Source organism: Burkholderia diffusa (genome assembly GCF_001718315.1).
Lineage (GTDB): Bacteria > Pseudomonadota > Gammaproteobacteria > Burkholderiales > Burkholderiaceae > Burkholderia > Burkholderia diffusa_B.
The window spans coordinates 3301325-3324761 of sequence record NZ_CP013362.1 but is presented as its reverse complement, the minus strand read 5'-3'; the positions used below and the strand labels follow the sequence as shown (position 1 = coordinate 3324761).

General features: G+C 67.2%; 21 protein-coding genes. 9 read left to right on the top strand and 12 right to left on the bottom strand.

The features are described from left to right. Positions 1-107: 107 nt before the first annotated feature. From WI26_RS33250 to WI26_RS32715, 4 genes are all read right to left on the bottom strand, one after another. Positions 108-233 carry a hypothetical protein gene (locus WI26_RS33250; protein ID WP_256980637.1) on the bottom strand — a complete coding sequence of 42 codons (126 nt, stop codon included), beginning with the start codon at positions 231-233 and terminating at the stop codon, positions 108-110. A 149-nt stretch (positions 234-382) separates the two neighbouring features. Then, the gene (locus tag WI26_RS15330; RefSeq protein ID WP_069226313.1) at positions 383-1741 is read right to left on the bottom strand and encodes a sensor domain-containing diguanylate cyclase; all 1359 of its coding nucleotides are present in this window, start codon (positions 1739-1741) and stop codon (positions 383-385) included. A gap of 110 nt (positions 1742-1851) precedes the next feature. Next, positions 1852-2100: a DUF2795 domain-containing protein gene (locus WI26_RS15325; protein ID WP_006756942.1), complete on the bottom strand. Its 249-nt coding sequence runs from the start codon at positions 2098-2100 to the stop codon at positions 1852-1854. 120 nt (positions 2101-2220) lie between these two features. Next, positions 2221-2391 (bottom strand): hypothetical protein, encoded by a 171-nt coding sequence (locus tag WI26_RS32715; protein WP_006489933.1) that lies wholly within the window; start codon positions 2389-2391, stop codon positions 2221-2223. A gap of 152 nt (positions 2392-2543) precedes the next feature. On the opposite strand from WI26_RS32715, the gene speG reads away from it, so the two are divergent. From speG to WI26_RS15310, 3 genes are all read left to right on the top strand, one after another. Continuing rightward, positions 2544-3089, top strand: coding sequence for a spermidine N1-acetyltransferase (gene speG / locus WI26_RS15320; RefSeq protein ID WP_059468682.1), 546 nt, complete (start codon positions 2544-2546; stop codon positions 3087-3089). A gap of 495 nt (positions 3090-3584) precedes the next feature. Next, positions 3585-3932, top strand: coding sequence for a surface attachment protein Sap1 (gene sap1, locus WI26_RS15315; protein ID WP_059468670.1), 348 nt, complete (start codon positions 3585-3587; stop codon positions 3930-3932). Between the two features lie 177 nt (positions 3933-4109). Next, positions 4110-4664: a YaeQ family protein gene (locus WI26_RS15310; protein ID WP_006498691.1), complete on the top strand. Its 555-nt coding sequence runs from the start codon at positions 4110-4112 to the stop codon at positions 4662-4664. A gap of 9 nt (positions 4665-4673) precedes the next feature. Here the strand turns inward: WI26_RS15310 and WI26_RS15305 are convergent, their stop codons facing one another. Next, complete coding sequence (locus WI26_RS15305; RefSeq protein ID WP_059468669.1) at positions 4674-5087, bottom strand: VOC family protein; 414 nt, start codon at positions 5085-5087, stop codon at positions 4674-4676. Positions 5088-5539: 452 nt separating this feature from the next. On the opposite strand from WI26_RS15305, the gene ada reads away from it, so the two are divergent. The 3 genes from ada (at position 5540) to gshA (ending at position 9696) form a co-directional block, all read left to right on the top strand. Then, positions 5540-6631, top strand: a complete 1092-nt coding sequence (ada, locus tag WI26_RS15300; protein WP_069226312.1) for a bifunctional DNA-binding transcriptional regulator/O6-methylguanine-DNA methyltransferase Ada — start codon at positions 5540-5542, stop codon at positions 6629-6631. Continuing rightward, positions 6628-7602 (top strand): DNA-3-methyladenine glycosylase family protein, encoded by a 975-nt coding sequence (locus tag WI26_RS15295; protein WP_069226311.1) that lies wholly within the window; start codon positions 6628-6630, stop codon positions 7600-7602. The genes ada and WI26_RS15295 overlap by 4 nt, the downstream gene beginning before the upstream one ends. Before the next feature lie 480 nt (positions 7603-8082). Beyond that, positions 8083-9696: a glutamate--cysteine ligase gene (gene gshA, locus WI26_RS15290; protein ID WP_069226310.1), complete on the top strand. Its 1614-nt coding sequence runs from the start codon at positions 8083-8085 to the stop codon at positions 9694-9696. A gap of 90 nt (positions 9697-9786) precedes the next feature. Here the strand turns inward: gshA and WI26_RS15285 are convergent, their stop codons facing one another. Beyond that, positions 9787-10098: a DUF4148 domain-containing protein gene (locus WI26_RS15285; protein ID WP_059593508.1), complete on the bottom strand. Its 312-nt coding sequence runs from the start codon at positions 10096-10098 to the stop codon at positions 9787-9789. Between the two features lie 558 nt (positions 10099-10656). Between WI26_RS15285 and WI26_RS15280 the strand changes: the two genes are divergently transcribed. Then, entirely contained in the window at positions 10657-12297 is a 1641-nt protein-coding gene (locus tag WI26_RS15280) for an L-lactate permease (protein WP_069226309.1), read from the top strand. Between the two features lie 120 nt (positions 12298-12417). Here WI26_RS15280 and WI26_RS15275 read toward each other — a convergent pair whose 3' ends face one another. After that, positions 12418-13326 (bottom strand): LysR family transcriptional regulator, encoded by a 909-nt coding sequence (locus WI26_RS15275; RefSeq protein WP_069226308.1) that lies wholly within the window; start codon positions 13324-13326, stop codon positions 12418-12420. A gap of 229 nt (positions 13327-13555) precedes the next feature. On the opposite strand from WI26_RS15275, the gene WI26_RS15270 reads away from it, so the two are divergent. Continuing rightward, positions 13556-15727 (top strand): phosphocholine-specific phospholipase C, encoded by a 2172-nt coding sequence (locus WI26_RS15270; protein ID WP_069226307.1) that lies wholly within the window; start codon positions 13556-13558, stop codon positions 15725-15727. A gap of 193 nt (positions 15728-15920) precedes the next feature. After that, complete coding sequence (locus WI26_RS15265) at positions 15921-16649, top strand: phosphonate utilization associated transcriptional regulator (RefSeq protein ID WP_059468661.1); 729 nt, start codon at positions 15921-15923, stop codon at positions 16647-16649. Positions 16650-16733: 84 nt separating this feature from the next. On the opposite strand, the gene WI26_RS15260 is transcribed toward WI26_RS15265, so the two are convergent. The 5 genes from WI26_RS15260 to WI26_RS15240 all read right to left on the bottom strand — a co-directional run bounded on the left by WI26_RS15260 (position 16734) and on the right by WI26_RS15240 (position 23378). Next, positions 16734-18122: an FAD-dependent oxidoreductase gene (locus WI26_RS15260; protein WP_069226306.1), complete on the bottom strand. Its 1389-nt coding sequence runs from the start codon at positions 18120-18122 to the stop codon at positions 16734-16736. A gap of 103 nt (positions 18123-18225) precedes the next feature. Then, positions 18226-19356, bottom strand: coding sequence for a 2-aminoethylphosphonate--pyruvate transaminase (locus WI26_RS15255; RefSeq protein ID WP_069226305.1), 1131 nt, complete (start codon positions 19354-19356; stop codon positions 18226-18228). A 48-nt stretch (positions 19357-19404) separates the two neighbouring features. Further along, complete coding sequence (locus tag WI26_RS15250) at positions 19405-21132, bottom strand: putative 2-aminoethylphosphonate ABC transporter permease subunit (RefSeq protein WP_069226304.1); 1728 nt, start codon at positions 21130-21132, stop codon at positions 19405-19407. Continuing rightward, positions 21129-22211: a putative 2-aminoethylphosphonate ABC transporter ATP-binding protein gene (locus WI26_RS15245; RefSeq protein WP_059468657.1), complete on the bottom strand. Its 1083-nt coding sequence runs from the start codon at positions 22209-22211 to the stop codon at positions 21129-21131. The genes WI26_RS15250 and WI26_RS15245 overlap by 4 nt, the downstream gene beginning before the upstream one ends. A gap of 111 nt (positions 22212-22322) precedes the next feature. Further along, entirely contained in the window at positions 22323-23378 is a 1056-nt protein-coding gene (locus WI26_RS15240) for a putative 2-aminoethylphosphonate ABC transporter substrate-binding protein (protein ID WP_059468656.1), read from the bottom strand. Positions 23379-23437 lie beyond the last annotated feature (59 nt).

The window sequence follows — 23437 nt, the reverse complement described above, 5'->3', positions numbered from 1 at the left end:
GCTCGACGGCAAGCGATGCTCAGGTGATCGGATTTGATGCGAGCGGACCCGCCGAAGCGTCTACCGCGCGGCTGCACGCGCGCGGGATGCGCCGACGGGCCCCCCAATCAATCCCAATGCCGATGATGATGGTAATACCCGCCATCACCGTAATACCCGCCACCATCAGGCACCACGATGCAGCCGCTCAACAACACGGCCACGCCGGCAATCAGCAAAAGGGTTTTCTTCATCGCGGTCACCTGCTCGGATTCGACATGAACCCAGCATAGCGAGCGCCGTCAACACCGGCTGTAAGCGATCGTTTCCCGGTGCCGCATTCCGTAACGGCGGATTATTCCGGTCACAATGACCGTAACAAATCCCCAATCCGCAGACGTTTTCACGCCACGACGACGCGGTTGCGCCCCGCGTCCTTCGCGCGATACAGCGCGGCATCGGCGGCTTCGATCAATGCATCGGGTGTCGACAGGTCCTCGGCCGACACGGTCGCGCAGCCGACGCTGACGCTCACGCGTCCCGCCGGCGACGAAGGCATCGCGAGATCGAGCCGCAGCACCGCTTCGCGCACTTCCTCGGCAACGACCCGCGCCCCGCGCGCGCCGGTGTTCGGCAGCACGATCGCAAACTCCTCGCCGCCGTAGCGCGCGACGATATCCGCGGGACGCCGCACCGCACCGGCCAGCGCATTCGCGACGGCGATCAGGCATGCATCGCCCTTCACATGACCGAAAGCGTCGTTGTAGGCCTTGAAGTGGTCGACGTCGACCATCAGCAGCGACATCGGCTCGCTTTGCCGCCGCGCCTGCAGGAACAGCGTGTGGAAGTGGTCGTTGAAGTGGCTGCGGTTGAACGCGCCGGTCAGCCCGTCGCGGGCGGAGGAACGAACCAGCGTCGCATGCGCTTCGAACAGCTGCTGATACAGCTTCGTCACTTCCCATGCGAGCACGCATACGAGCACGCCGGGCGTGAACATGCTGAACACGCGCGCGAGATACCACCCGACGGTGAAGCGGTTCGCGGTCAGCAGGTTCAGCGTCGTGTCGGTGAGGCACGCGAGCACCGCGATCGCGAGCCACAGGTCGAGCGTCGTGCGCAACCGGCCGGCGGCCAGCACGGCGACGAGCGCGAGCGCATTGAGGATCCATACGACCAGCGCGATGCCGTTGACGGGCAGCGCGGCCGCGTCGGCCGGCGGATGGAACGCGGGCGGCAGTGCCACGTTCAGCGCGAGCACGCACAGCAGCGCGGCCGCGACGGCCGGGCCGCCGACCAGCGCCAAGGTCCACAGGCGCGTTTGCGCCGCGCCGACCGGCAAACGCGTGAGCCGCTCGCGCGCGAGCAGCGCGGCCATCACGAAGCATGGAAAGCCGGCATGCCAGAAGATCCACATCCACGCGGCGCTTTGCGGACGCGCACCGAGCAGGCCATGCGGCGCGAATATGCCGGGAAAGGTGAGCAACTGCAGCGCGACGGCGAGTGCGGTGAATGCGTAGGCGCCGCCGAGCGCACCAAGCACGGGCTGGCGGGTGACGGTGAACTGCGCGCCGAGGAAGAAGGCGGCGATGCTCGCGGTGGTGAATACGGTGAGCGCGCACATCGGCATGAACGGCTCGACGGCGGGTAGCGCGACGTTCGCGTGCGGCACGGCGATCCCGAGCGCCAGCACGATGACGAGCGCCGTCAGCGCGCCGAACCAGAGCTGACGACGCGTCGTGTGCTGGATCAGGATGCCTTCCATGGATTCCCCAGAGCGCTCGTGCGGTCACGCCCGGTCTTGGCGTCGGGCGGCGTGCATCCGGCCGCGGTGCGACCGGTGCGGCCCGATCCTATCGCGTTATTCGCGCGCGCTCAAATCCCGAGGCCGGGGCCGAAATTGCCGGCGACCCAGCGCGTGACGGCATCGACGTCCGCGTAGTCCTGTTCGGGCAGGCCGTCGAGCATCGACAGCACTTCGTTGCTCGCGCCGGCGTCGCGTGCGGCGTCGACGATCGCATCCTTGTTCGCCGGGTAGCGGACGGCGGCCAGCACGTCGGCGATCTGCAGATCGATCGCTTCGCCGGGGATATCGTGTGGAGGGAGGGCGGGTTTGTCGTTCACGTCGGCGTCTCGCTGGTTGAGCGGGAATCGGTTCGTAGCGGAAAGAGGTGCTGTTCGCCTCGGGGCGACCGGCTTCGGGCGACCGGCCCGGACGGCGCGCCTGCGGGGATGGTGATCGACTCAGTGCCCGCGCCGCACGCGGCGCCACGGGTGCTTCCAGTCGATATGCGGTGCGTTTTCGTCGCGCGGATGCTGGCGCCGATGTTCCTGCCACAGTTCGTCAGAGAACAGCGCGGCCACGATCACGAGTGGCAGCACGAGGAAGATGCCGAGTATGACTTGCTCGATCACGATAGCCTCCTTGCGGTGGCAGGAACCCTTGCTCCCATTCTAGGCTCTGAACTTCGCCCGCGTTCAACTTCTTGCAGCGCGGAACGGGCCGCGTTCGCGGTGTCGCGGCACGGACGCTTCATGCGCACGCGGTCATCAAAAAGGACACGAACATGCAACTCCAGAACGACAAGCACACGCTTGCATTGCGGCCGCTGGAGCGCCAGGACCTGCGCTTCGTTCACGAGCTGAACAACGACGCGAAGATCATGCGCTACTGGTTCGAGGAGCCGTACGAAACCTTCTCCGAGCTGTCGCAACTGTATGACCGCCATGTGCACGACCAGCGGGAGCGCCGCTTCGTCGCGGTCGATGCGCAGGACGAACTGGTCGGCCTCGTCGAGCTGATCGAGCTCGACTACATTCACCGGCGCGGCGAGTTCCAGATCATCATCGCGCCCCAATGCCAGGGGCGCGGCTACGCGGGCCAGGCGACGCGGCTCGCGATCGAATACGCGTTCAAGGTGCTGAACATGCGCAAGCTGTACCTGATCGTCGATACATCGAATGCGGCGGCAATCCACGTGTACGAGAAATGCGGATTCCAGCACGAGGCGGAATTGAAGGAAGAATTTTTCGGAAACGGCGCGTATCACAACGCTTATCGCATGTGCATCTTCCAGCGAGATTATTTCGAGCAGCCGCGATCTATCGAATAACGCGGCACAAAATATTGGCGTAGACGCCTGGCCCCGCGCCGCCGCGGGCGCTCGGCCCATCCGTGAAAATACGGGTTAATACGAACGCACTTATACCTGGCATTTTTCTTGTATTGGGTAAATCCGGTTCCGCGCTGCGGTAAATTCGTATCGTTTCGGGTGACTTTATGTGCAACGCATCAAAACGATCTCGATATTGAAATGAATTATCCAAACCGTTCAATTGGTGCCTTGCAAATCCGTTGATTGTCTTGCTGGACAATGCTTTGCGCCCGGCGGCGCGGGCGAATTCGCCCGAAGGCAGACACCGCCGCGCGTGCGCGGCAAGCAAAAAACCAGGGGTGCGCAGGGTGCGACAATTCGCCGCTATTGCGATCGCACAACAAATGTGCTTGATATCGCTTGCCGGTCTTCTAAAGTGAAAAACGCGGGTTCACGATCACCTTTAAACACATAGCTAACCGAGCCTGGTACCCGCAAGCCTGGAGACAGAACATGATGAAGCGTACCGGTGTCCTTTTTGCCCTTGTCGGCGCATTTTCGGTGGTGTCGATCGCCCAGGCGGGCGGTGATGCGGCTCTCCAGCCGAAGCAGGAAATCCAGCTGACGAAGAATGCGTGGGGTTGTCTGTCGAAAGACAATCTGGACTCCGTACTGAGTCACGAGCGTGACGGCAAGTCGCAGGCGAAGCAGCAGTACTTCGACGACTACCGTTGCCTGTCGGTGCCGGAAGGCCAGCGCTTCCGCGTGGTGTCGGTCGATCAGGGCGACGTCCAGTTCGTCAGCGCCGACAACAGCGACCAGCAGGGCCTCTGGACCGATTCTCGCTTCGTCAAGCAGTAACCCGCACGCGCATCTCGCGCACCCGCGCGCCGGCCTGAACCGCCGGCGGCGCGGCACGAACGCGGCCCGGCCGATGCCGGGCCGTCGTGCTGTGGAGCGCCCGTCACGCGCCCGGCGGCGCGCATTCGGTATCATCACGGCCCGACCGAACCGAATGCCCGCCCGGGCCGACTCCGCATGGCGCTGAAATCCACGATCTACAAAGCCGAACTGCAAATCGCCGACATGGATCGGCACTACTACGCCGATCACGCGTTGACGGTCGCCCGTCACCCGTCGGAAACCGACGACCGGATGATGGTGCGCATCGTCGCGTTCGCGCTGTTCGCGCACGAGCGTCTCGAATTCTGCAAGGGGTTGTCGGACGTCGACGAACCCGATCTGTGGCAGAAGGACCTGACGGGCGCGATCGACGTATGGATCGAGGCCGGCCAGCCCGACGAACGGCGCATCTCGAAGGCGGCCGGCCGCGCCGGGCAGGTCACGGTGATCGCGTACGGCGGCAAGACCTCGGACATCTGGTGGCAGGGCGTGCGCAGCAAGGTGGAACGACTGCGCAACGTCCAGGTGCTGTCGCTGGCCGACGGCGTCGCGGCCGCGCTCGGGCGTCTCGCCGAGCGTACGATGCGCCTGCAGTGCACGGTCCAGGACGGTGCCGCCTGGATCTCGAGCGCCGATCACGATCCCGTCGCGGTCGAATGGACGGTCCTGAAGGCGCGCGCCGACGCGTGACGGCCGGGCTCAGCCGAGCGCGGCCGGCGGCCCCTTGAATTCCAGCATGTTTCCTTCGGGATCGAACAGATAGATCGACGGCCCGTAGCCACCGGCGCCGTAACGTTCGGCGGGGGCGCCAGGGCGCGCGCCATGCGCGGCGAAATGCTCGATCAGTGCGTCGGGGTCGAATGGCTCGACGCGCAGGCACAAATGGTCGAGATTGCGGCCGGTGCCCGGCGGGCCGCTGTCGGGGCGGTCGATCGGGCCGCCAACGGACAGCAGGTCGATCAGTGCGTCGCCGGCGCGCAACTGGACAAGGCCCAGGTCGGGTTGTTCCTTCTCCACGTGACAGCCGACGGCATCGCAGTAAAAGTGCGTCATCGCAGCCATGTCGGTCACGCGTAGCACGATGTGATCGATCGCGCGGATGGTCGGTTTCATGAGCGGGCACTCCTTCGCGGATGGCGTGCACCGAGTGTAGACCGCGCCGGCGACGTATGCCGGAACGGCGCACGATCGACGGACGAAAAAAAGCCCGTTCACGCGGAGCGGAACGGGCTTAATCCATATCAGGAGGAGACATGGAGGAGACAGTTCCAACTATACACACGGCGATGGTGCGTTGCAATATTCCGAGTGTAAAAAATCGTCAGGATGGCGATTTGTCGCATTCGCACTGCAACAAAATGGTGACGCGATGATGACGAAGGCGGCGTCGGCGCCATGCTTGCGCGGTTTTTCGTCTGATTGAACGGTTTCGATGTGCACCGATTGTGTCCCCGATTTGTGTTGCTGGTTTCGCCGGCGCGAATCACAGAGCAAGATTCAGGGCGCGACGGCCGATGCCGATGTCTAGAGTAGGCACCATCTACACTGGAGAGTGCGAGGTTCAGATGAAAACCGCCTATCAGACCGACGATGCCCGCTGGGGCGCCGTGACCGCCCGCGATCCGCATGCGGACGGCGCGTTCTTCTACGCCGTGCGCACGACCGGCGTGTTCTGCCGCCCGAGCTGCGCGTCGCGGCTGCCGCGGCGCGAGCACGTGTCCTTCTTTCCTGATCCGGCCGCCGCACGCGCGGCGGGGTTCCGCCCATGCAAGCGCTGCCAGCCGGAAGGGTTGCCGCGCGGGCTCGAGATCGTCAACCGCGCGTGCGCGGTGCTCGACGCGCATCCGGAACGGCTCACGCTGCAGCAGCTGAGCGACGCGGTGCACGTGAGCCCGTTCCACCTGCAGCGGCTGTTCAAGCGCGTGGTCGGCGTGTCGCCGCGGCAGTATCAGGCCGCGCAGCGCGGCGCCGCGTTACGCGAGGCGTTGCAAAGCGGGCAACCCGTCACGCAGGCGGCCGTCGACGCGGGGTTCAATTCGCCGTCGCGGCTCTACGCATCGGTGCCGCGCGAGCTGGGGATGGCGCCGTCCGCGTTCCGTCGTCAGGGCGCTGGCCTGCGAATCGATTATGCGACCGCGTCGACGCCGCTCGGCACGGTGCTCGTCGCCGCGACCGAACAGGGCATCTGCCGGATCGCGTTCGGTGACGAACCGGCGCCGCTCGTCGGCGAACTGAAGGACGCATTTGCACGTGCCGAACTGGTCGAATCGCCGTCGCGGCTCGCGCCGTTCGTCGCGCAGATCCGCGCGTATCTGGACGGCACGCGGCACGCGTTCGACCTGCCGCTCGACATCGCGCCGACCGCGTTCCAGCAGCGCGTATGGGAAGCGCTGACGCATATCCCGTACGGCGAGACGCGCAGCTACTCGGAGATCGCCGAGGCGCTGGGCGCGCCGCGCGCGGTGCGGGCCGTCGCGTCGGCCTGCGCATCGAACCCGGTTGCGCTCGCGATCCCGTGCCACCGTGTCGTGCAGAAGGGAGGCGCGCTCGCCGGATATCGCTGGGGCGTGCGCCGCAAGGCGACGCTGCTCGCGTCCGAGGCGCGCCATGCGCGCGACGATGAATCCGAAGCCGTTGCGGAGGGCAGCGCAGTTTGAGCATCGATAAAACCACGATCACTTCGATCGCGAACGGCGGCCACGTGCCGCCGTCTGCGCAGATGGCGCTGCGCTTCAAAGCGCCGTACGACTGGGCGCGCGTGCTGCGCTTCTTCAGCGGACGCGCGATTCCAGGTGTCGAACAGGCCGTCGACGGCGTGTATCGCCGGATCGTCGATCTGAACGGCGACGCGGGCACGCTCACGGTCACGAAGCATCCGCGCCGGCATTGCCTGATCGCGACGCTCGAAGGGGCGGCCGCGCGCCATGTCGACGACGCGTTCACGCACCGTGTCGCATCGATGTTCGACCTCGGCGCCGACCCGGCCGTGATCGGCGGCGGGCTCGCGCGCGACCCGTGGTTCGCGCCGCTCGTCGAGGCCGCGCCGGGGCTGCGCGTGCCGGGCGCCTGGTCGGGGTTCGAGCTTGCGGTGCGCGCGATCGTCGGCCAGCAGGTGAGCGTGAAGGCGGCAACGACGATCGTCGGCCGGCTCGTCCAGCGGGCCGGCGAGCGCGTCGTGAACGACGACGGCGTGGCGGCGCAGGACGGCGCCCCCGCGTGGCGTTTTCCGACACCGGACGCGCTCGCCGCATGCGATCTGGACAAGATCGGGATGCCCGGCAAGCGGGCCGCGGCGCTGACGGGCATGGCGCGCGCGGTGGCGGCCGGCCACGTGCCGCTCGATCCCGCGCAGGCCGATCTCGCGACGCTGCGCCGCGCGTGGCTCGAGCTGCCCGGTATCGGCCCGTGGACCGTCGAATACATCGCGATGCGCGCGTGGCGCGACCCGGACGCGTGGCCGGCGTCCGATCTGGTGCTGATGCAATCGATCACCGCGCGCGATCCGTCGCTCGACCGGCTCGCGAGCCAGAAAAGCCGGACCGAAGGCTGGCGGCCGTGGCGCGCGTATGCGGCGCTTCATCTGTGGAACGACGTGGCGGACCGCGCCGGCGGCGCGCGCGGCGGATGACGGTCGCCGCGGCCAGCCGGGCGGTGCGACCGGGCTGGGCCGCGATGCAACCCGCAAAGGACGCTGCGCCGGCAGCCGGGATCGGTCGGTGATCCTCATGGTTGCGGCGTTTGACGGTGATCAACCCGCTGCTCCGGTGTTTGCCGTCTCCTGGATACGGTCGGGGCGACGTTGACGACGATGCATCGCGGGTGTGGTTGCGTGGCTCGCCCCTGACGGCGCCGTGCTCGTCGCTCACGTTCCTTCCGACGAATGTCGCGTGATCGCTGCGTTCGCCGGTGCCGAGGACGGTCGGCCGCGCGGCGGCGTGCGTGGCCATCGGCCCGCCAGACGGCCGTCGCGGCCGGCGCGCACCGCCCGGCGCCACCTCAAGCGCGTGTTACGGCGAGATGTTAAAGTGCCCGCTACCAACGAAGCGACCAATAATCCAGCCGGCCGCGCGCGGCATTCCGCGCGCGGCCGTCACGCACTTGCGTCTCCATGTCGAACACCATGACTCACCGCCAGTCCGAACTGCTGCTGAATCGTCTCGAAGCGCTGAGCTCGGGTCCGACGCGGCAGCATCTGCCCGACGGCCTGCGCGGCATCGAAAAGGAAAGCCTGCGCGTGACGCGCGACGGGATGATCGCGTTCACGCCGCATCCGCGCGCGCTCGGTTCGGCGCTCACGCATCCGTCATTGACGACCGACTATTCCGAAGCGCTGATCGAGCTGATCACGCCGGCGGAAAGCGACGCGTCGATCACGCTCGAACGCCTCGACGATCTGCACCGCTACGTGTATGCGTCGCTTGGCGACGAGATGCTGTGGAACGATTCGATGCCGGGCCTGCTGCCGGCCGACGATGAAATTCCGATCGCCGACTACGGCACGTCGAACATCGGCCGTCTGAAGACGGTGTACCGCCGCGGGCTCGCGTATCGCTACGGCCGCACGATGCAGTGCATCGCCGGCATCCACTACAACTACTCGCTGCACGAGGAAGTGTGGCGGCGGCTGCATGCGGAAGAGGGCTCGACGGCCACGCTCGTTGACTACCAGTCGGAGCGCTATCTCGCGCAGATCCGCAATTTCCGCCGCCGCAGCTGGCTCTTGATGTACCTGTTCGGCGCTTCGCCCGCGCTCGACGTGAAATTCTTGCGCGGCAAGCCGCACAAGCTCGACGCGTTCGATGCCGATACGCTGTACCGGCCGTACGCGACGAGCCTGCGGATGAGCGACCTCGGTTACTCGAACACGACCGCGCAGGCCGCGCTGCAAGTCGACTACAACACGCTGCCCGGCTATCTGGACGCGCTGTCGAAGGCCGTGAGCGAGCCGTATCCGCCGTACGAGGCGATCGGCACGCATCGCGACGGCGAGTGGATCCAGATCAACACGAACGTGCTGCAGATCGAGAACGAGTTCTACTCGACGATCCGGCCGAAGCGCGTCACCTATTCGGGCGAGCGGCCGCTGCATGCGCTCGCGTCGCGCGGCGTGCAGTACATCGAAGTGCGCTGCCTCGACATCGATCCGTTCGAGCCGACCGGCATCGCGCTGGAGACCGCACGCTTCATCGACGCGTTCCTGCTCGCATGCGCGCTCGACGACAGCCCGGCGCTTGACTGCGACGCATACAAGGAAGCGAATGCGAACTTCGCCAGCGTGACGATGGAAGGGCGCAAGCCCGGGCTGACGCTCGTGCGCGATGGCCAGCCTGTCACGCTGCAGGCGTGGGCGGACGACCTGATGGCCGATATCGAGACCGTCGGGCGCCGCCTCGACGAGATCCGCGGCGGCGGCGACCATGCGCGTGCGATCGCCGCGCAGCGCGAGAAGCTCGCCGATCCGGAACGCACGCCGTCGGCGCGTGTGCTGCGCACAATGCGCGAGAACGGGCAGTCGTTCCTCGCGTTCGCGCGCGCGCATAGCGAAGCGCACGCAGCGCATTTCCGCGCGAACCCGCCGTCGGCGGAGACGATGCGCGCCGAGCAGGCGCTCGCGGCGAAGTCGCTGGCCGAGCAGGCCGAACTGGAAGCGAAGGAGGCCGGATCGTTCGACGCGTTCGTCGCGGCCTATCGCGCCTATACGCTGAACCGCTTCAGCGTTTGACGGCCGCCACCCGCTGCGCGCCGCGCGGCGGGCAGGCCGGCTGTGGGCTTCGTGGTCGAGCGGTCGCGGGCCAGCCCGGCTTCGGCCGCTTCAGTGATGCGCGTATGTGTCGCGATCGATCACCGGCGGCAGCGCCGGCTTTCCTGATTCCACATTCGCGTGACCGTCGCTGCCGTGGCCGGCCGCGTCGCCGCGCGCCTGCGCGGCGCGCTGCATGATTGCCTGCATGTTTTGCGGAAAGTCGGGGCCGCTGGCGAGACTCGGTCGATAGCCGGCGGCTTGCAGTTCCGCGAGTTCCTGGCGAACTTGCGCGCGCGTCAGCGTCGACTCGGCCTGAGCCTGGGCGGCGACTGCCGAGCCGATCAGCACCAACGCGTACGCCGCAAGTTTCATGGTCTTCATCGTATTTGCTCCGTGAGGGTTCCGGAGCCGCGCGTTCGTCGGCGCGGGCGGAATCGATGCAGCGAGTCTAGGCTTCGGATACCAAACGAAACACCCTGCGTCCCGTCAGTCACCTTTGCCGGTTGAGCAACATTGCGCGGCGGTTTGCTGGCGCACGCGTCAGCGGGGCGCCAGCGATCGTTCAGCGCGCGGCGGATGTCGTGTATCGACACCGCGCGCATCGGGCTTGCCCTCCTTGTGGAAGCGCGATGGGCCTCCTAACCTCTTTTAAGCGACCGATCGGTCGGCGCTGCGGCATGGTTGCATGCGCAAGCGTCGGAGGATCGTTGCGGCCGTGGAACGGACGTTTGAACGGGATCGAGGTGTGCGCAAGCGCTGAAGTGCCAACCCCGATCGAAACGCGAAGCATGGGACCGGGGCAAGCGCTGAAGTGCCAGCTCCGGTCGAACGCGAAGAATAGGACCGGAGCAAGCGCTGAAGCGCAAACTCCGATCGACCGCGAAGCATGGGACGGGAGTAATCGTTAAAGCGCTAACTCCCGCCGACAACGGAGACACGATGAATCCAACCGCAGCCCTGCCGCCCGGCATCCTGTTCGCACAGCCGTTGACGCCCGTCGCCAACTCGCTGTTCCTGTCGTTCCTCGTCGCCGTGATCCCGATCGCGGTCGCGCTGATCGCGCTCGGCGTGCTGCGCCGGCCCGCGTGGCAGGCGTCGCTCGCCGGACTCGTCGCCGGCCTCGCGGTCGCGATCGGCGCGTGGGGCATGCCGGCCGGCCTTGCGTTCAACGCGGTCGGCGCCGGCATGGCGCTCGCGGTCGTGCCGGTGATGTGGATCGTGTTCAACGCGCTGCTGCTGTACAACATCGCGGTGAAATCGGGCCGCTTCGACCAGTTCCGGCAGTGGATGCTCGACAACCTGCCCGACGACCGCCGCCTCGTGCTGCTCGTCGTCGCGTTCTCGTTCGGCTGTCTGCTCGAAGGGATCTCCGGGTTCGGCACGCCGGTCGCGATCACCAGCGCGCTCTTGATCGCACTCGGCTTCCCCGCGCTCGAAGCACTCACCTACACGCTGCTGTTCAACACCGCACCGGTCGCGTTCGGCGCGCTCGGCGTGCCGATCACCGTGCTCGGCGCGGTCACGTCGCTGCCGCCCGCGACGCTCGGCGCGATGGTCGGCCGGCAACTGCCGTTCTTCGCACTGCTGCTGCCGTTCTATGTGGTCGGCGCGTACGGCGGCCTGCGCTCGATCTCGAAGCTGTGGCCCGCGCTGCTCGTGTCGGGCGGCAGCTTCGCGATCGCGCAGTTCGTCACGTCGAACTTCCTCGGCTACCAGCTCACCGACGTGCTGTCGTCGCTCACCTCGCTGATCGTCACGATCGGCTTCCTGCAGGTGTGGAAGCCGCAGCCCGATCCGCAGTACGCGCTCGTGTGCAGCGTGCCCGCCGCGACCGGCGCCGCGCGCGCGGGCTTCGGCGGCTGGCTGCCGTGGATCGTGGTGTCGGTGGTCGTGATCGTCTGGGTGCACGCGAACGTCGCGGCGATCGGCGACGTGAAGATCAAGTGGCCGGGCCTGCACAACACGGTGTTCGTGTCGCTGTATCACAAGCCGTATGCGGCGATCTGGGACTTCCAGCCGCTCGGCACCGGCACCGCGATCCTCCTGTCGGCGATCATCACGGCCGTGCTCACGCGCACCGGCGTCGGCGCGTTCTTCGAATGCGTGGTCAAGACCTGGCGGCAGACGTGGATCGCGATCGTAACGGTGATGATGATCGTCGGGCTCGCGTACCTGCTGAACTATTCGGGCATCAGCTACACGCTCGGCACCGGCGTCGCGTCGACCGGCGCGCTGTTCCCGCTCGTGTCGGCGTCGCTCGGCTGGATCGCGGTGTTCCTGTCCGGCAGCGACACGTCCGGCAATGCGCTGTTCGGCAACCTGCAGGTCGTCGCGGCGCGGCAGCTCGGCTTCGACCCGGTGCTGATGGCCGCGACCAACTCGTCGGGCGGCGTGATGGGCAAGATGATCTCGCCGCAGAACATCGCCACGGGTGTGTCGACGACCGATCTGAAGGGGCAGGAAGGCGTCGTGTTCGCGCGCACCTTCTGGCACAGCGTGATCCTCACGCTGCTGCTCGGCGTGCTCGTGTTCCTGCAGCAGCACGTGTTCACGTGGATGATTCCGGCGCTGCCGAAGTAACGCACGGCGGGAAGCAAGAAGGAAGGCACGAGGGAAACAACGAGGGATGGCGCGGGAAAAGCGCCCGGAATATGCAGCGGTATGCGGTGGAAGGCGCGAATCTGGTGAGCGCGCGGCGGCTCAGCATGCGTTCGCCGGCCGCGCCGCGTGTGCGCGATCGTGCGTCGCGGTCTGCGCCGGCAGGATGCACGCGAGGAACGCATCGATCGCGGGGCTCTGGCGGCGCGCCTTCAGGTAGTACACGTATTCGTCGATCGTCGTGTCGACTCCGCGCAGCGTGACGACGCGCAGGTCCGGATGGCGCTCGGCCTCGCCGCGCGGAAACAGGCTGCCGCCCACGCCATGCAGGATCGCTTCGCGGATCGCTTCGCGGCTGCCGATCTCGGCGACCGACGTGGCCGCCACGCCTGCGGCCGCGAGGATCGTCTCCGTGCAGCGGCGCGTGACGGACCCTTCCTCGCGAATCAGCAATCGCACGTTGGCGAGCTGCGCGGCGTCGATCGCGTCGAAGCGCGCGAGCGGATGGTCGCGATGCACGACGAGTACGAGCGGATCGGTGGAGATCACCTTGCGTTCGAGGCCGTCCGCGTCATTGCGCTGCGACGACACAGCGAGGTCGATGCGGAATTCCTGCAGCGCCTGCAGGATTTCCTCGGAATTGCCGATCCGGCACGTGAGTGCGATCGACGGGTGCGCATGCGAGAAGCGGCCGACCGCGTCCATGATGTAGTACGGCCCCGTCGCGCCGATCCGCAGGTGTCCTTCGAACAGGCCGCCGACGTTGCGCAGCATGATGTCGGCCTGCGCCTCGAGCGCGATCATCTTTTCGACGAGCGGCAGCAGCTCGATGCCGGTCTCGGTGACCTCGAGCTTGCGGCCGCTGCGATAGAACAGCTCGACGCCGTAAAGCTGCTCGACCTGCCGGATCTGCGCGGCGATCGTCGGCTGGCTCACGCCCAGATGGCGCGCGGCGCGCGTGATGCTGCCCTGCCGGACGGTCGCATGGAACGCCTTCAGCTGATCGAACACGGCTCGGCTTCTCCCCCCTCTTCATCGCGCGTCAGCGTAGCGCAGGCATGTGTCGGCCGGATGAAAGGCGCGCCGGGCGCCGCTTCGAAAAAAAGCTGGGGGTGAGCGCAAGAAACCTGCTGGAACCGGTCATGGCCGGGACACGCCGGTGCGGAGTAATAACGGCAACGCACCGACCGCCGGCCCCGCTCGACCGGCGCCATCCATCCCGACCCACAGGATCTTCTTCATGTCCGCCACCAATCGACGCGATTTCCTGCGCCTCGCCGCCCAGTCGGCGGGCGCGATGGCCGCCTACGCCGGCTTTCCGCCCGCGATCCGCAAGGCACTGGCCATGCCGGCCGCCTATCGCACCGGCACGATCCGCGACGTCGAACACGTCGTGATCTTCATGCAGGAAAACCGCTCGTTCGACCACTACTTCGGCGGGCTGCGCGGCGTGCGCGGCTTCAACGACCCGCGCCCGCACCTGCTGCCGAGCGGTGCGCCGGTGTGGCAGCAGCCGCCGGCGTCGGTGTTCACGAAGAACTACCATTCGCGCGGGCTCGACCCGGCCGCGCCGTACGTGCTGCCGTTCTACCTCGACCCGAAGCAGACGACCGAATTCCAGCCGGGCACCAACCATGGCTGGAGCAGCGGCCACCTCGCATGGAACAACGGCCAGTGGGACCAGTGGGTGAACCAGAAGCAGGACGTGCTGACGATGGGCTACCTGAAGCGTCAGGATCTTACGTACCACTATGCACTGGCCGACGCATTCACGATCTGCGATTCGTACTTCTGCTCCGCGCACGCCGACACGGCGCCGAACCGCATCTACCTGTGGACCGGCACGGTCGACTCGCGCAACGTGTACGGCACGCAGCCGAACGGCCCCGGCATCGGCGAGCGCAACGACACGAACGGCTACACGTGGACGACCTACGCGGAACGTCTCGAGAACGCGAAGATCAGCTGGAAGGTGTACCAGGGCGGCACCGGCATCCCGGGCGACCCGACCGACAACTACACCGACAACTCGCTGATGTTCTTCAAGAAGTTCCAGGTGAAGGAGGGTGCGAGCGGACCGCTGGTCGACAAGGGCGCGTCGGACCACACGCTCGCCGAGCTGAAGGCCGACGTGCAGGCGAACCGGCTGCCGCAGGTGTCGTGGATCGTCGCGCCGTACAAGTACAGCGAGCACCCGCAGGCGTCGCCGACCGACGGCGCGTTCTACATCAACATGGTGCTCGAGGCGCTGACGTCGAACCCCGAGGTATGGGCGAAGACGGTGTTCATCCTCAACTACGACGAGAACGACGGGCTGTTCGACCACGTCGTGCCGCCGGTGCCGCCGGTCACGAGCGGCGTGGGCGGCCAGGGCATCGTGTCGTCGAACCTGCTGTCGAACCTCGGCGACGAACTCCTCGACCTGAGCAAGTACCCGGGCGAGATGAGCCCGCTGGTGCCGGGCGCGGACCCGGGCGGCATTCAGCCGATCGGCCTCGGGCCGCGCGTGCCGCTGATCATCATCTCGCCGTGGACGAAGGGCGGCTGGGTCTGCTCGGAGACGTTCGACCACACGTCGGTGCTGCGTTTCCTCGAAGCGCGCTTCGGCGTGCAGGAGCCGAACATCAGCGCGTGGCGCCGGTCCATCTGCGGCGACCTCACGTCGGCATTCGACTTCTCCGCGCGGCCCGATACGCGCACGGTGAGCTTCACGGTGCCGCAGCACATCGCCACCGCCGGCCAGGCATACCAGGTGCCGGCGCAGCAGACGATGCCGGCGCAGGAGCCGGGCACGCGTCCGGCGCGCGCGCTGCCGTACGAACTGTTCGTGCATGCGCGCGTGAACGGCCGTGACGACAGCGTGTCGCTCGACTTCGCGAACTCGGGCGACGCGGGCGCCGCGTTCTACGTGTACGACCGCCGCAATCCTGCGACGCCGCCGCGCCGCTACGCGGTGTCGTCGCACGACCGCTTCGCCGATACCTGGAGCACGTCCGCCGCGCGCGGCGACTACCATCTCGCCGCGTATGGCCCGAACGGCTATCTGTGCGAATTCCAGGGCAACACGCGGCTCGCCGCGGACGGCCGCCACGCGAACCCGGAAGCGAAGATCGGCTACGACGTGCGCAATCGCCACGTGTACCTGCAACTGCGCAACAGCGGCCGTGCGGCATGTCGCGTGGTGGTCGACAACGCATACAGCCACGCGCACGCGCGCACCTACACGCTGGAGCCGGGCGAGCGCATCGAGGATCACTTCGAGCTGTCGTCGAGCCACGGCTGGTACGATCTGACGATCACCGCGACGACGCTGCACGGAGGCGACGACAAGGTCGTGCGCCGCTTCGCGGGCCACGTCGAGACGGGCCGGCCGAGCCAGAGCGATCCGGGGCCGGTCAAGCAGACGGCCTGACGACAGGCCCGCGTCGTGCGGTCCGGCGTGCTCGCGCCGGCCGCGCGATGCCGCGCGCGGCGGCCTGCCGGTCTGCGATAGCGGTTTTTGGAAACTGAAAACTGTTGACAATATATCGGGCCGAGGGTATACAACGATCATTCGCCGACATGGCGCCCTCGTTCTCATCCGCAGCTTCGCTGCCTGCCCGACCATGACTGCCCCGAACGCGCTCAACGCCATCGAACTCCTGCAAAGCCAGTCGCTCGCGATGATTGTCCAGGACATGCTCGAGCGCGCGATCGTGTCCGGCGAATACGCGCCGGGCGAGAAACTCAACGAAGTCGATATCGCGACGAAGCTGAACGTGTCGCGCGGCCCGGTGCGCGAGGCGTTTCGCGCGCTCGAGCAGGCCGGGCTGCTGCGCAACGAGAAGAACCGAGGCGTGACGGTGCGCGTCGTGCCGCTGCGCGAGGCCGAGGAAATCTACGAAGTGCGCGCGATGCTCGACGAGTCGGTTGCGCGCGCGCTCGCGAAACGCATTTCGCCCGACACGCTGAAGGTGCTGAAAGGCATCATCCAGTCGATGAAGGATGCGGCGAAGACGCACGATGTCACGCGCTACACCGAGCTGAACGTGCAGTTCCACGATGCGATGGTGGTCGGTGTCGGCAATACGCATCTCACGGACACCTATCGCCGGCTCGTGCGTCAGCTCGGCCTGCTGCGCCAGGCCGCGATCGAGGCCGAGGAGGACGCGATCGCGGTGTCGGCGGCCGAGCACGACAAGATCGTGCAGGCGCTCGCGAGCGGCGACGAGGAGAAGGCGGTCGCACTGGTGCGCGAGCACGTCGCCCACGGCCTTGCACGGATGCGCCGCACGCACGAGCAGGGGCTGCCCGCGGCGGGCAAGGCGGCGCGCGAGAAAGCCGCGCGCGCGTGACGCGGCTGCACCGGCAGTCGCACGAACGGCAAAAGGGACGCTTCGCGGCGTCCCTTTTACATTTCGCGTCACGTCATCGCATCGTTACGCCTTGTCGGCCTTGCCCGCCGCGCTCGCGAATTTCGCGAGCCACGTGTCGATCCTCGCTGGCAGTCGGTTCTCGTCTTCCGCGCGCTCCTTGCGGCGGATCGCATTGCGCACGACGTGCGCGCCCACATAGCGGATCGGCTCCGGCGGGAAGTGGCCGAGCGGGCCGCGCACGATCGGGCTGCGTGTCCACGCGTTGTCGAGGCCGAGCACCAGCGACGACAGGATCTGCCCGCCCATGTAGGTCGGCCCGACGCCGTTGCCCGAATAGCCGAACCCGTAGAACACGTTCGGCGCATCGTCGAGGCGGCCGAAGAACGGGAAGCCCGTCACCGACCGGTCCGACGGGCCGTTCCAGCTTGCGGTGACCGGCACGCCCGCGAGCGACGGGAAGAATTCGCGCAGGCTCTGCGTGAGCTGCGCCTCGTACGGCGAGCGCCGGTCGAACACCGGCGCGATGCGGCTGCGCCACGAGAACGTGTTGCCGCCCTTGCCGAGCATCAGCCGCCCGTCGGCGGTCGTGCGGTAGTAGTACACGAAGATCCGCGAATCGAGCACCGACACACCGTCCACGAGGCCGGTCCGCTCGAGCAGCTCCGGGCATTTCTCGGTGATGACCATGTCGCTCGACACGACCGCGATCGTGCGTTCGAACTGCGGGAAGCGGCTCGCCATCCACGCGTTGATCGCGAACACCAGCTTGCCCGCACGCACGCTGCCGGACGGCGTGCGCACGACGGCCGGCTGCCCGGGCGTGAAGTCGACCAGCGGCGTGCGCTCGTAGATCCGGATCCCCATGTCGAGCGCGACGCGGCGCAGCCCGCGCACGAGCTTGCCCGGATGAACGGTCGCGGCGATCGGCGAGTACACGCCGTCGAGATTGCGTGCGGAGCCCGAGCGGCGCGCGACTTCGGCGGCCGGCAGCGGCTCGTAGCTGTGGATGCCGCACGCGGCGAGCGCATCGAGCACCGGCGCGAGCGTGCCGACCTGCGCGCGCGACGTCGCGGTGTACAGCGTGCCGTCGAGCCGCAGCTCCGCATCGATGCGATGCGTGCGGCAGAAGTCGGCGATGTGCTGAACGGCCGCCTCCGATGCCTTCACGAGCCGGATCGCCTCCGCTTCGCCGAACAGGCGGCGCAGTGTCAGGAATTTCGCGGACCACGTGAGCAGGCATCCGCCGTTGCGCCCGCTTGCGCCGGCGCCGCACAGGTCGGCCTCGAGTATCGCGATGTCGAGCGCCGCGTTCTGCTGCTTCGCCTGGATCGCCGTCCAGAGCCCGGTGAAGCCGCCGCCGACGATACACACGTCGGCCTGCGTCGCGCCCTGCAGCGCGGGGGCGAGATCGCCGTCGTTGAACAGTGCTTGTTCGATCCAGAAGGGTCGCATCGGATGTGGTGCCGGTAAGGGTAGTCGCCGTGCCGCGCACGGCGGGAAACATGACGAAGCCGCCGCCCGGCGATGCATGTCGCCGGGCGGCGGGGGCATCGCGTCAGGCCGCCGCTTCGGCGGACATGCGGCGCACGCCCATTGCCTTCAGCGTGTCGGCGATCGCGGCGACCGCGCCGGGAATGCCGGCTTCGCCGAAGTGGCCGATGCAGCCGACGCGGAACGTGTCGACTTCCGTCAGCTTGCCCGGATACAGAATGTAGCCACGCTTTTTGACCTCCTGATAAAACCGCTTGAAGTCGTAGTTCGGATCGTCCGGCGCATGGAACGTGACGATGATCGGCGCCTGGATCGCCGGATCGAGGAACGGCCGGAAGCCGAGCGCGCGCATCCCGTCGACCAGCGCGCGGCAGTTGCGCTGGTAGCGGCCGCCGCGAGCGGCGAGCCCGCCTTCGTCGACGTACTGTGCGACGGCCGCGTCGAGTGCCGCGACCACGTGTGTCGGCGGCGTGAAGCGCCATTGCGTCGTGCGCTGCATGTAGACCCACTGGTCGTACAGGTCCATCGCGAGCGAGTGGCTGTTGCCTTCGCAGCGTTCGAGCGCCGTGCGCTTCGCGATCACGAAGCCGAGCCCCGGCACGCCTTCGAGACACTTGCCCGACGCCGCGATCACCGCGTCGAACGGCGTCGTGCGCGCGTCGATGTCGATCGCGCCGAACGAACTCATCGCGTCGACGATCAGCCCGCGGCCGTGTTTCGCGACCACCTGCGCGATGTCGTGCAGCGGGTTCAGCACGCCGGCGCCGGTTTCACAGTGGACGAGCGCGACGTGCGTGATGGTCGGATCGGCGGCGAGCGCGCGCTCGACGTCGGCCGGGTCGACACGGCGATCCTCGCTGTAATCGATCGTCGTGAGCGTGCGGCCGAGTACGCGGCAGATCTTCGCGATGCGCTGGCAGTACGCGCCGTTGTTCGGCACGAGCACGTGGCCGTCGCGCGGCACGAGCGTGCCGATCGCCGCCTCGACCGAGAACGTGCCGCTGCCCTGCAGCGGCACGCATTCGTGCGTGCCTTCGCCGTGCACGATCTGCAGCAACCGTTCGCGCAGCCGCGCGGTGATCGCGTTGAAATCGCTGTCCCACGAGCCCCAGTCGCGCAGCATCGCGTCGCGCGTGCGGTCCGAGGTCGTCAGGGGGCCGGGGGTGAGCAGGATGGGCTGGGTGGCGAGCGTCATGGTGTCTCCTTGGTGAAGTCGGAACGTCACGTGAGTGCGGCGAAGGAATCAGCGGCGATGCGGGGTGCGCCACGCCTGCGTGCGACGCAACAGGCGATGCGAGATGCACGCGAACAGCACGCAGGCGAACGACGAGGTCGCGAGCACGAGCGTCGCCATCGCGGCGGCGGGGCCCATCTGGCCCGCGTCGTCGAGGTTCAGGATCGCGACGGAGGCGGGCTGCGTGTCCGGCGAGTACAGGAACGCGACGGCGGAAACCGTCGTCATCCCGTTGACGAACAGGTAACGCGCGATCAGCAGGATCGCTGGCATGCATACAGGCACGGTCACACGCAGGAAGGTCTTGTAGAACGGCACCTTCAGCGACGCCGACACGGCCTCGAACTCGCTGTCGATCTGCCGCAGCGCGGTGACGGCGGTCAGGTGACTCGACGCGTAGTAGTGGACGACCGTAACGATCGCGAGCAGCCACAGCGACCCGTACAAGCCGTTCAACGGATTGCCGGGCGCGTTGAACAGGAAGATGTAGCTGATGCCGAGCACGAGGCCGGGCACGCCCATCGGCAGGATCGCGCACAGGCTGATGAAGCCGCGCAGCCAGCGCGCGCCGCGCGTCTTTTCGATCAGGTAGGCGCCGCCGAACACGACGATCGTGCCGCCGAGCGCGACGGTCGCGGCCATCCGCAGGCTGTTCTTGTACGCATCGAAGATGCCGGCCGCGATCAGGCCCATCCGGTAATGCTGCAGCCCGACGCTCATCTGGTACGGCCAGAACTTCACGAACGACGCGAACACCGAGATGCCGACCACCGCGATGAAGAATGCGCACACGAGCGCGCAGTACGCGAGCATCGCGGCGTCGAAGCCGCGCGACGGCTTCGGCTGATACGGCGTCGAGCGCGCGCCGAGCTGCGACTGCTGGCGGCGGCGGATGAAGAAGTCGACGCCGAATGCAACCAGCGCGGGGCACAGCAGCATCAGGCTGACGACCGCGCTGCGGTTGAAATCCTGCAACCCGATGATCAGCTTGTAGATGTCGGTCGACAGTACGTTGTACGAACCGCCGATCACCACCGGCACGCCGAAGTCGTTGATGCACATCGTGAACGCCACCATGGTCGCGCTGATCAGCCCGTACTTGGCGCCGGGCAGCGTGATCGTGAAGAACTTGCGCGTGCGGCTCGTGCCCATCGCGTCGGCGGCCTCGTAGAGCCGGCCGTCCGCCAGCGACAGCGCAGTGACGAGGATCATCAGCACGTGCGGAAACGATGCATACACCATGCTCAGCACGATGCCCGGCAGCCCGTAGATCGAGTGGCCATGCAGCAGCGGCTTGAGCAGCCCCGCGTTGCCGAACCAGTAGATGAACGACACGGCGGACAGCAGCGTCGGCGCAAGCAAAGGCAGCAGCGCGATCGTGCGCGCGGCGCTCTTCAGCGGCATGCACGAGCGCGTCAGCGCATACGCGAACGTGAACGCCATCGGCACGACGATCGCCGTGACGAGCGCGCCGACCGTCAGCGAATGGAGCATCGAGCGCAGCACGCCGCTGTCCTCGAGATACTTGACGAAGTTGTGCGTGCCGACGAAACGGCCGTCCGCGTCGACGAAGCATTTCTGCACGACGAGCGCGAGCGGCAGCAGCAGGAACAGCGACATCAGCGCGGCCATCGCGACGAGCGCGAGCTGCGCGATGCGATCGTGCCAGTGCGTGAGCTGCCGCACGTCGGCGGGAGCAGCCGCGCCGCGGCGGCGTTCGGTGAGGACGGTGCTCATTGCAGTCGCTCCTTCGCGCACGGGAACACGCGGACATGCTCGCGATCGAGCGCGAGATCGATGCGCGCGCCGGCTTGCACGCCGGTGCGGTCGACGTCGTGATACGACAGGTCGGCGACGATCTCGTGGCCGTCGAGCCCGTCGATGCGGAAACTCACTCGGCAAAATGCGCCGAGGAACTCGAGCTTCTCGACGCGGCCGGCCAGCACGTTGTCGGCGTTTTCGCCCGGAACGCGGATGCGCAGATCCTCGGGCCGCACGTAGACCGACACGGCCGCGCCTTGCGCCGTGCCGTGGCGGCAGTCGAGGCCGATGCCGCCCGCGCGCAGCGTGCCGTCCCGAGCGACTTCGGCGGGGATCGTGTTGACGCGGCCGATGAAGTCCGCGACGAACGGCGACGCCGGCTGCCGGTAGATTTCGAGCGGCGTGCCGATCTGCTCGATGACGCCGTGGTTCATCACGACGATCCGGTCGGCCATCGACAATGCTTCTTCCTGGTCGTGGGTAACCATGATCGTCGTCACGCCGAGCCGTTGCTGCAGTGCGCGGATTTCCTGGCGCAACCGCACGCGCACGCGCGCATCGAGCGCCGACAGCGGCTCGTCGAGCAGCAGCAGGCCGGGCGAGCTCGCCAGTGCGCGCGCCAGCGCGATGCGCTGCTGCTGGCCGCCGGACAGCTGGCCCGGATGCTTGCGATGGCTGTCGGGCAGGCCGACCAGCGCGAGCAGCGTATGCACGCGTTCGTGGATCGCATCGCGCTTCATCTTGCGATTCACGAGACCGTACGCGACGTTGTCGTAGACGGTGAGGTTCGGAAACAGCGCGTACGACTGGAACACGATCCCGTAGTCGCGCAGTTGCGGCGGCAGCCGCGAGATGTCGCGGCCGTCCTGCATGATGTGGCCGGCGCTTTGCGCCTCGAGCCCCGCGATGATCCGCAGCAGCGTGGTTTTCCCGCAGCCGGACGGCCCCAGGAAGCAGATCATCTCGCCCTTCATCACGCTCAGGTTGATGTCGGTGAGAACCTGTGTGTCGTTGTACCGCTTTTCGATGCGTTCTACGCTCAGATAGGGTGCCATGCACGCCTCCACGCTGCGGGCGGCCCGGACGCGGGCCGGATACGACCATGGAAAGGGATGCGGGGCGACGCGTGGCGCGGCCCCGCTGCCGGTTGCGGCGTTACCGCTGGATCATTGCTGCGTCTTCGCCCCGTAGCGCTTCTGCCAGGTCTCGAGGATCGACTGGCGGTTCTTCGCGGACCACACGAAGTCGTTCTTCACGAGCAGGTCCGCATAGTTGTCGGGAATGCCGGCCAGCTTGCGTGCGACGCCCGGGTACGCGACGATCGCCCACCACCGCGCGGTGATCTGGTTCGCTTCCTTGCTCGCCATGAAATCGGCGAGCTTCTTCGCGGCGTCCGGCTGCTTCGTCGTCTTCATGATCGCCGTGCCTTCCATGTCCCAGCCGAGCCCTTCCTTCGGGAACACCAGGTCGATCGGCGCGCCCTGCGACTGCAGTTCGTGGCCGCGGAACTCGAACGAGATGCCGATCGGGAATTCGCCGGTGCCGGCGAGCGTGCACGGCTTCGAGCCCGAGTGCACATACTGCGCGACGTTCTTGTCGAGCGCATCCATGAATTTCCAGCCGCGATCCTCGCCGAAGGTCTGCAGCCACGCGGTGACGTCGAGATAGCCGGTACCCGACGACACCGGGCTCGGCATCACGATCGCGCCTTTGTAGACCGGTTTTGTCAGGTCTTCCCACGACGTCGGCTTCGGGATGTTCTTCGCCTGCGCGGCGACGCGGTTGTAGCAGATCGTCGCGCCCCACACGTCCATGCCGACCCAGTGCGGCGGCGTGTTCGCGTCGCTGTACTTGCGCGTGAGCTGATCGAAACCCTTCGGCGCATACGGCATCAGCATCCCCTGCAGGTCGAGCAGCGTGAGGCTCGATGCGGCGAGGCCGAGCACGACGTCCGCGCGAGGATTGTTCTTTTCCGCGAGCAGCTTCGCGGTAACCGAGCCGGTCGAGTCACGCACCCAGCGGATCTCGATGTCGGGGTTCGCCTTCTCGAAGGCGTCCTTGTAGGGCTTCATCGCCTCGTCTTCCAGCGCGGTGTAGACGAGCAGTGACGTCTTCGCGTGTGCGGCCTGCGCGGCGCCAAGCGCGACCGCGGCGGCCAGTGCAACGCGCGCCGCGCCCGTCGCCCATGCATTGAAACGCTTGTGTACCGGCACTTCGTTCATCTTCAGACCCCTTGACTGTGGCGCCGCGACAGCGGCGGATGAGTGGAGACCAGCCCTCT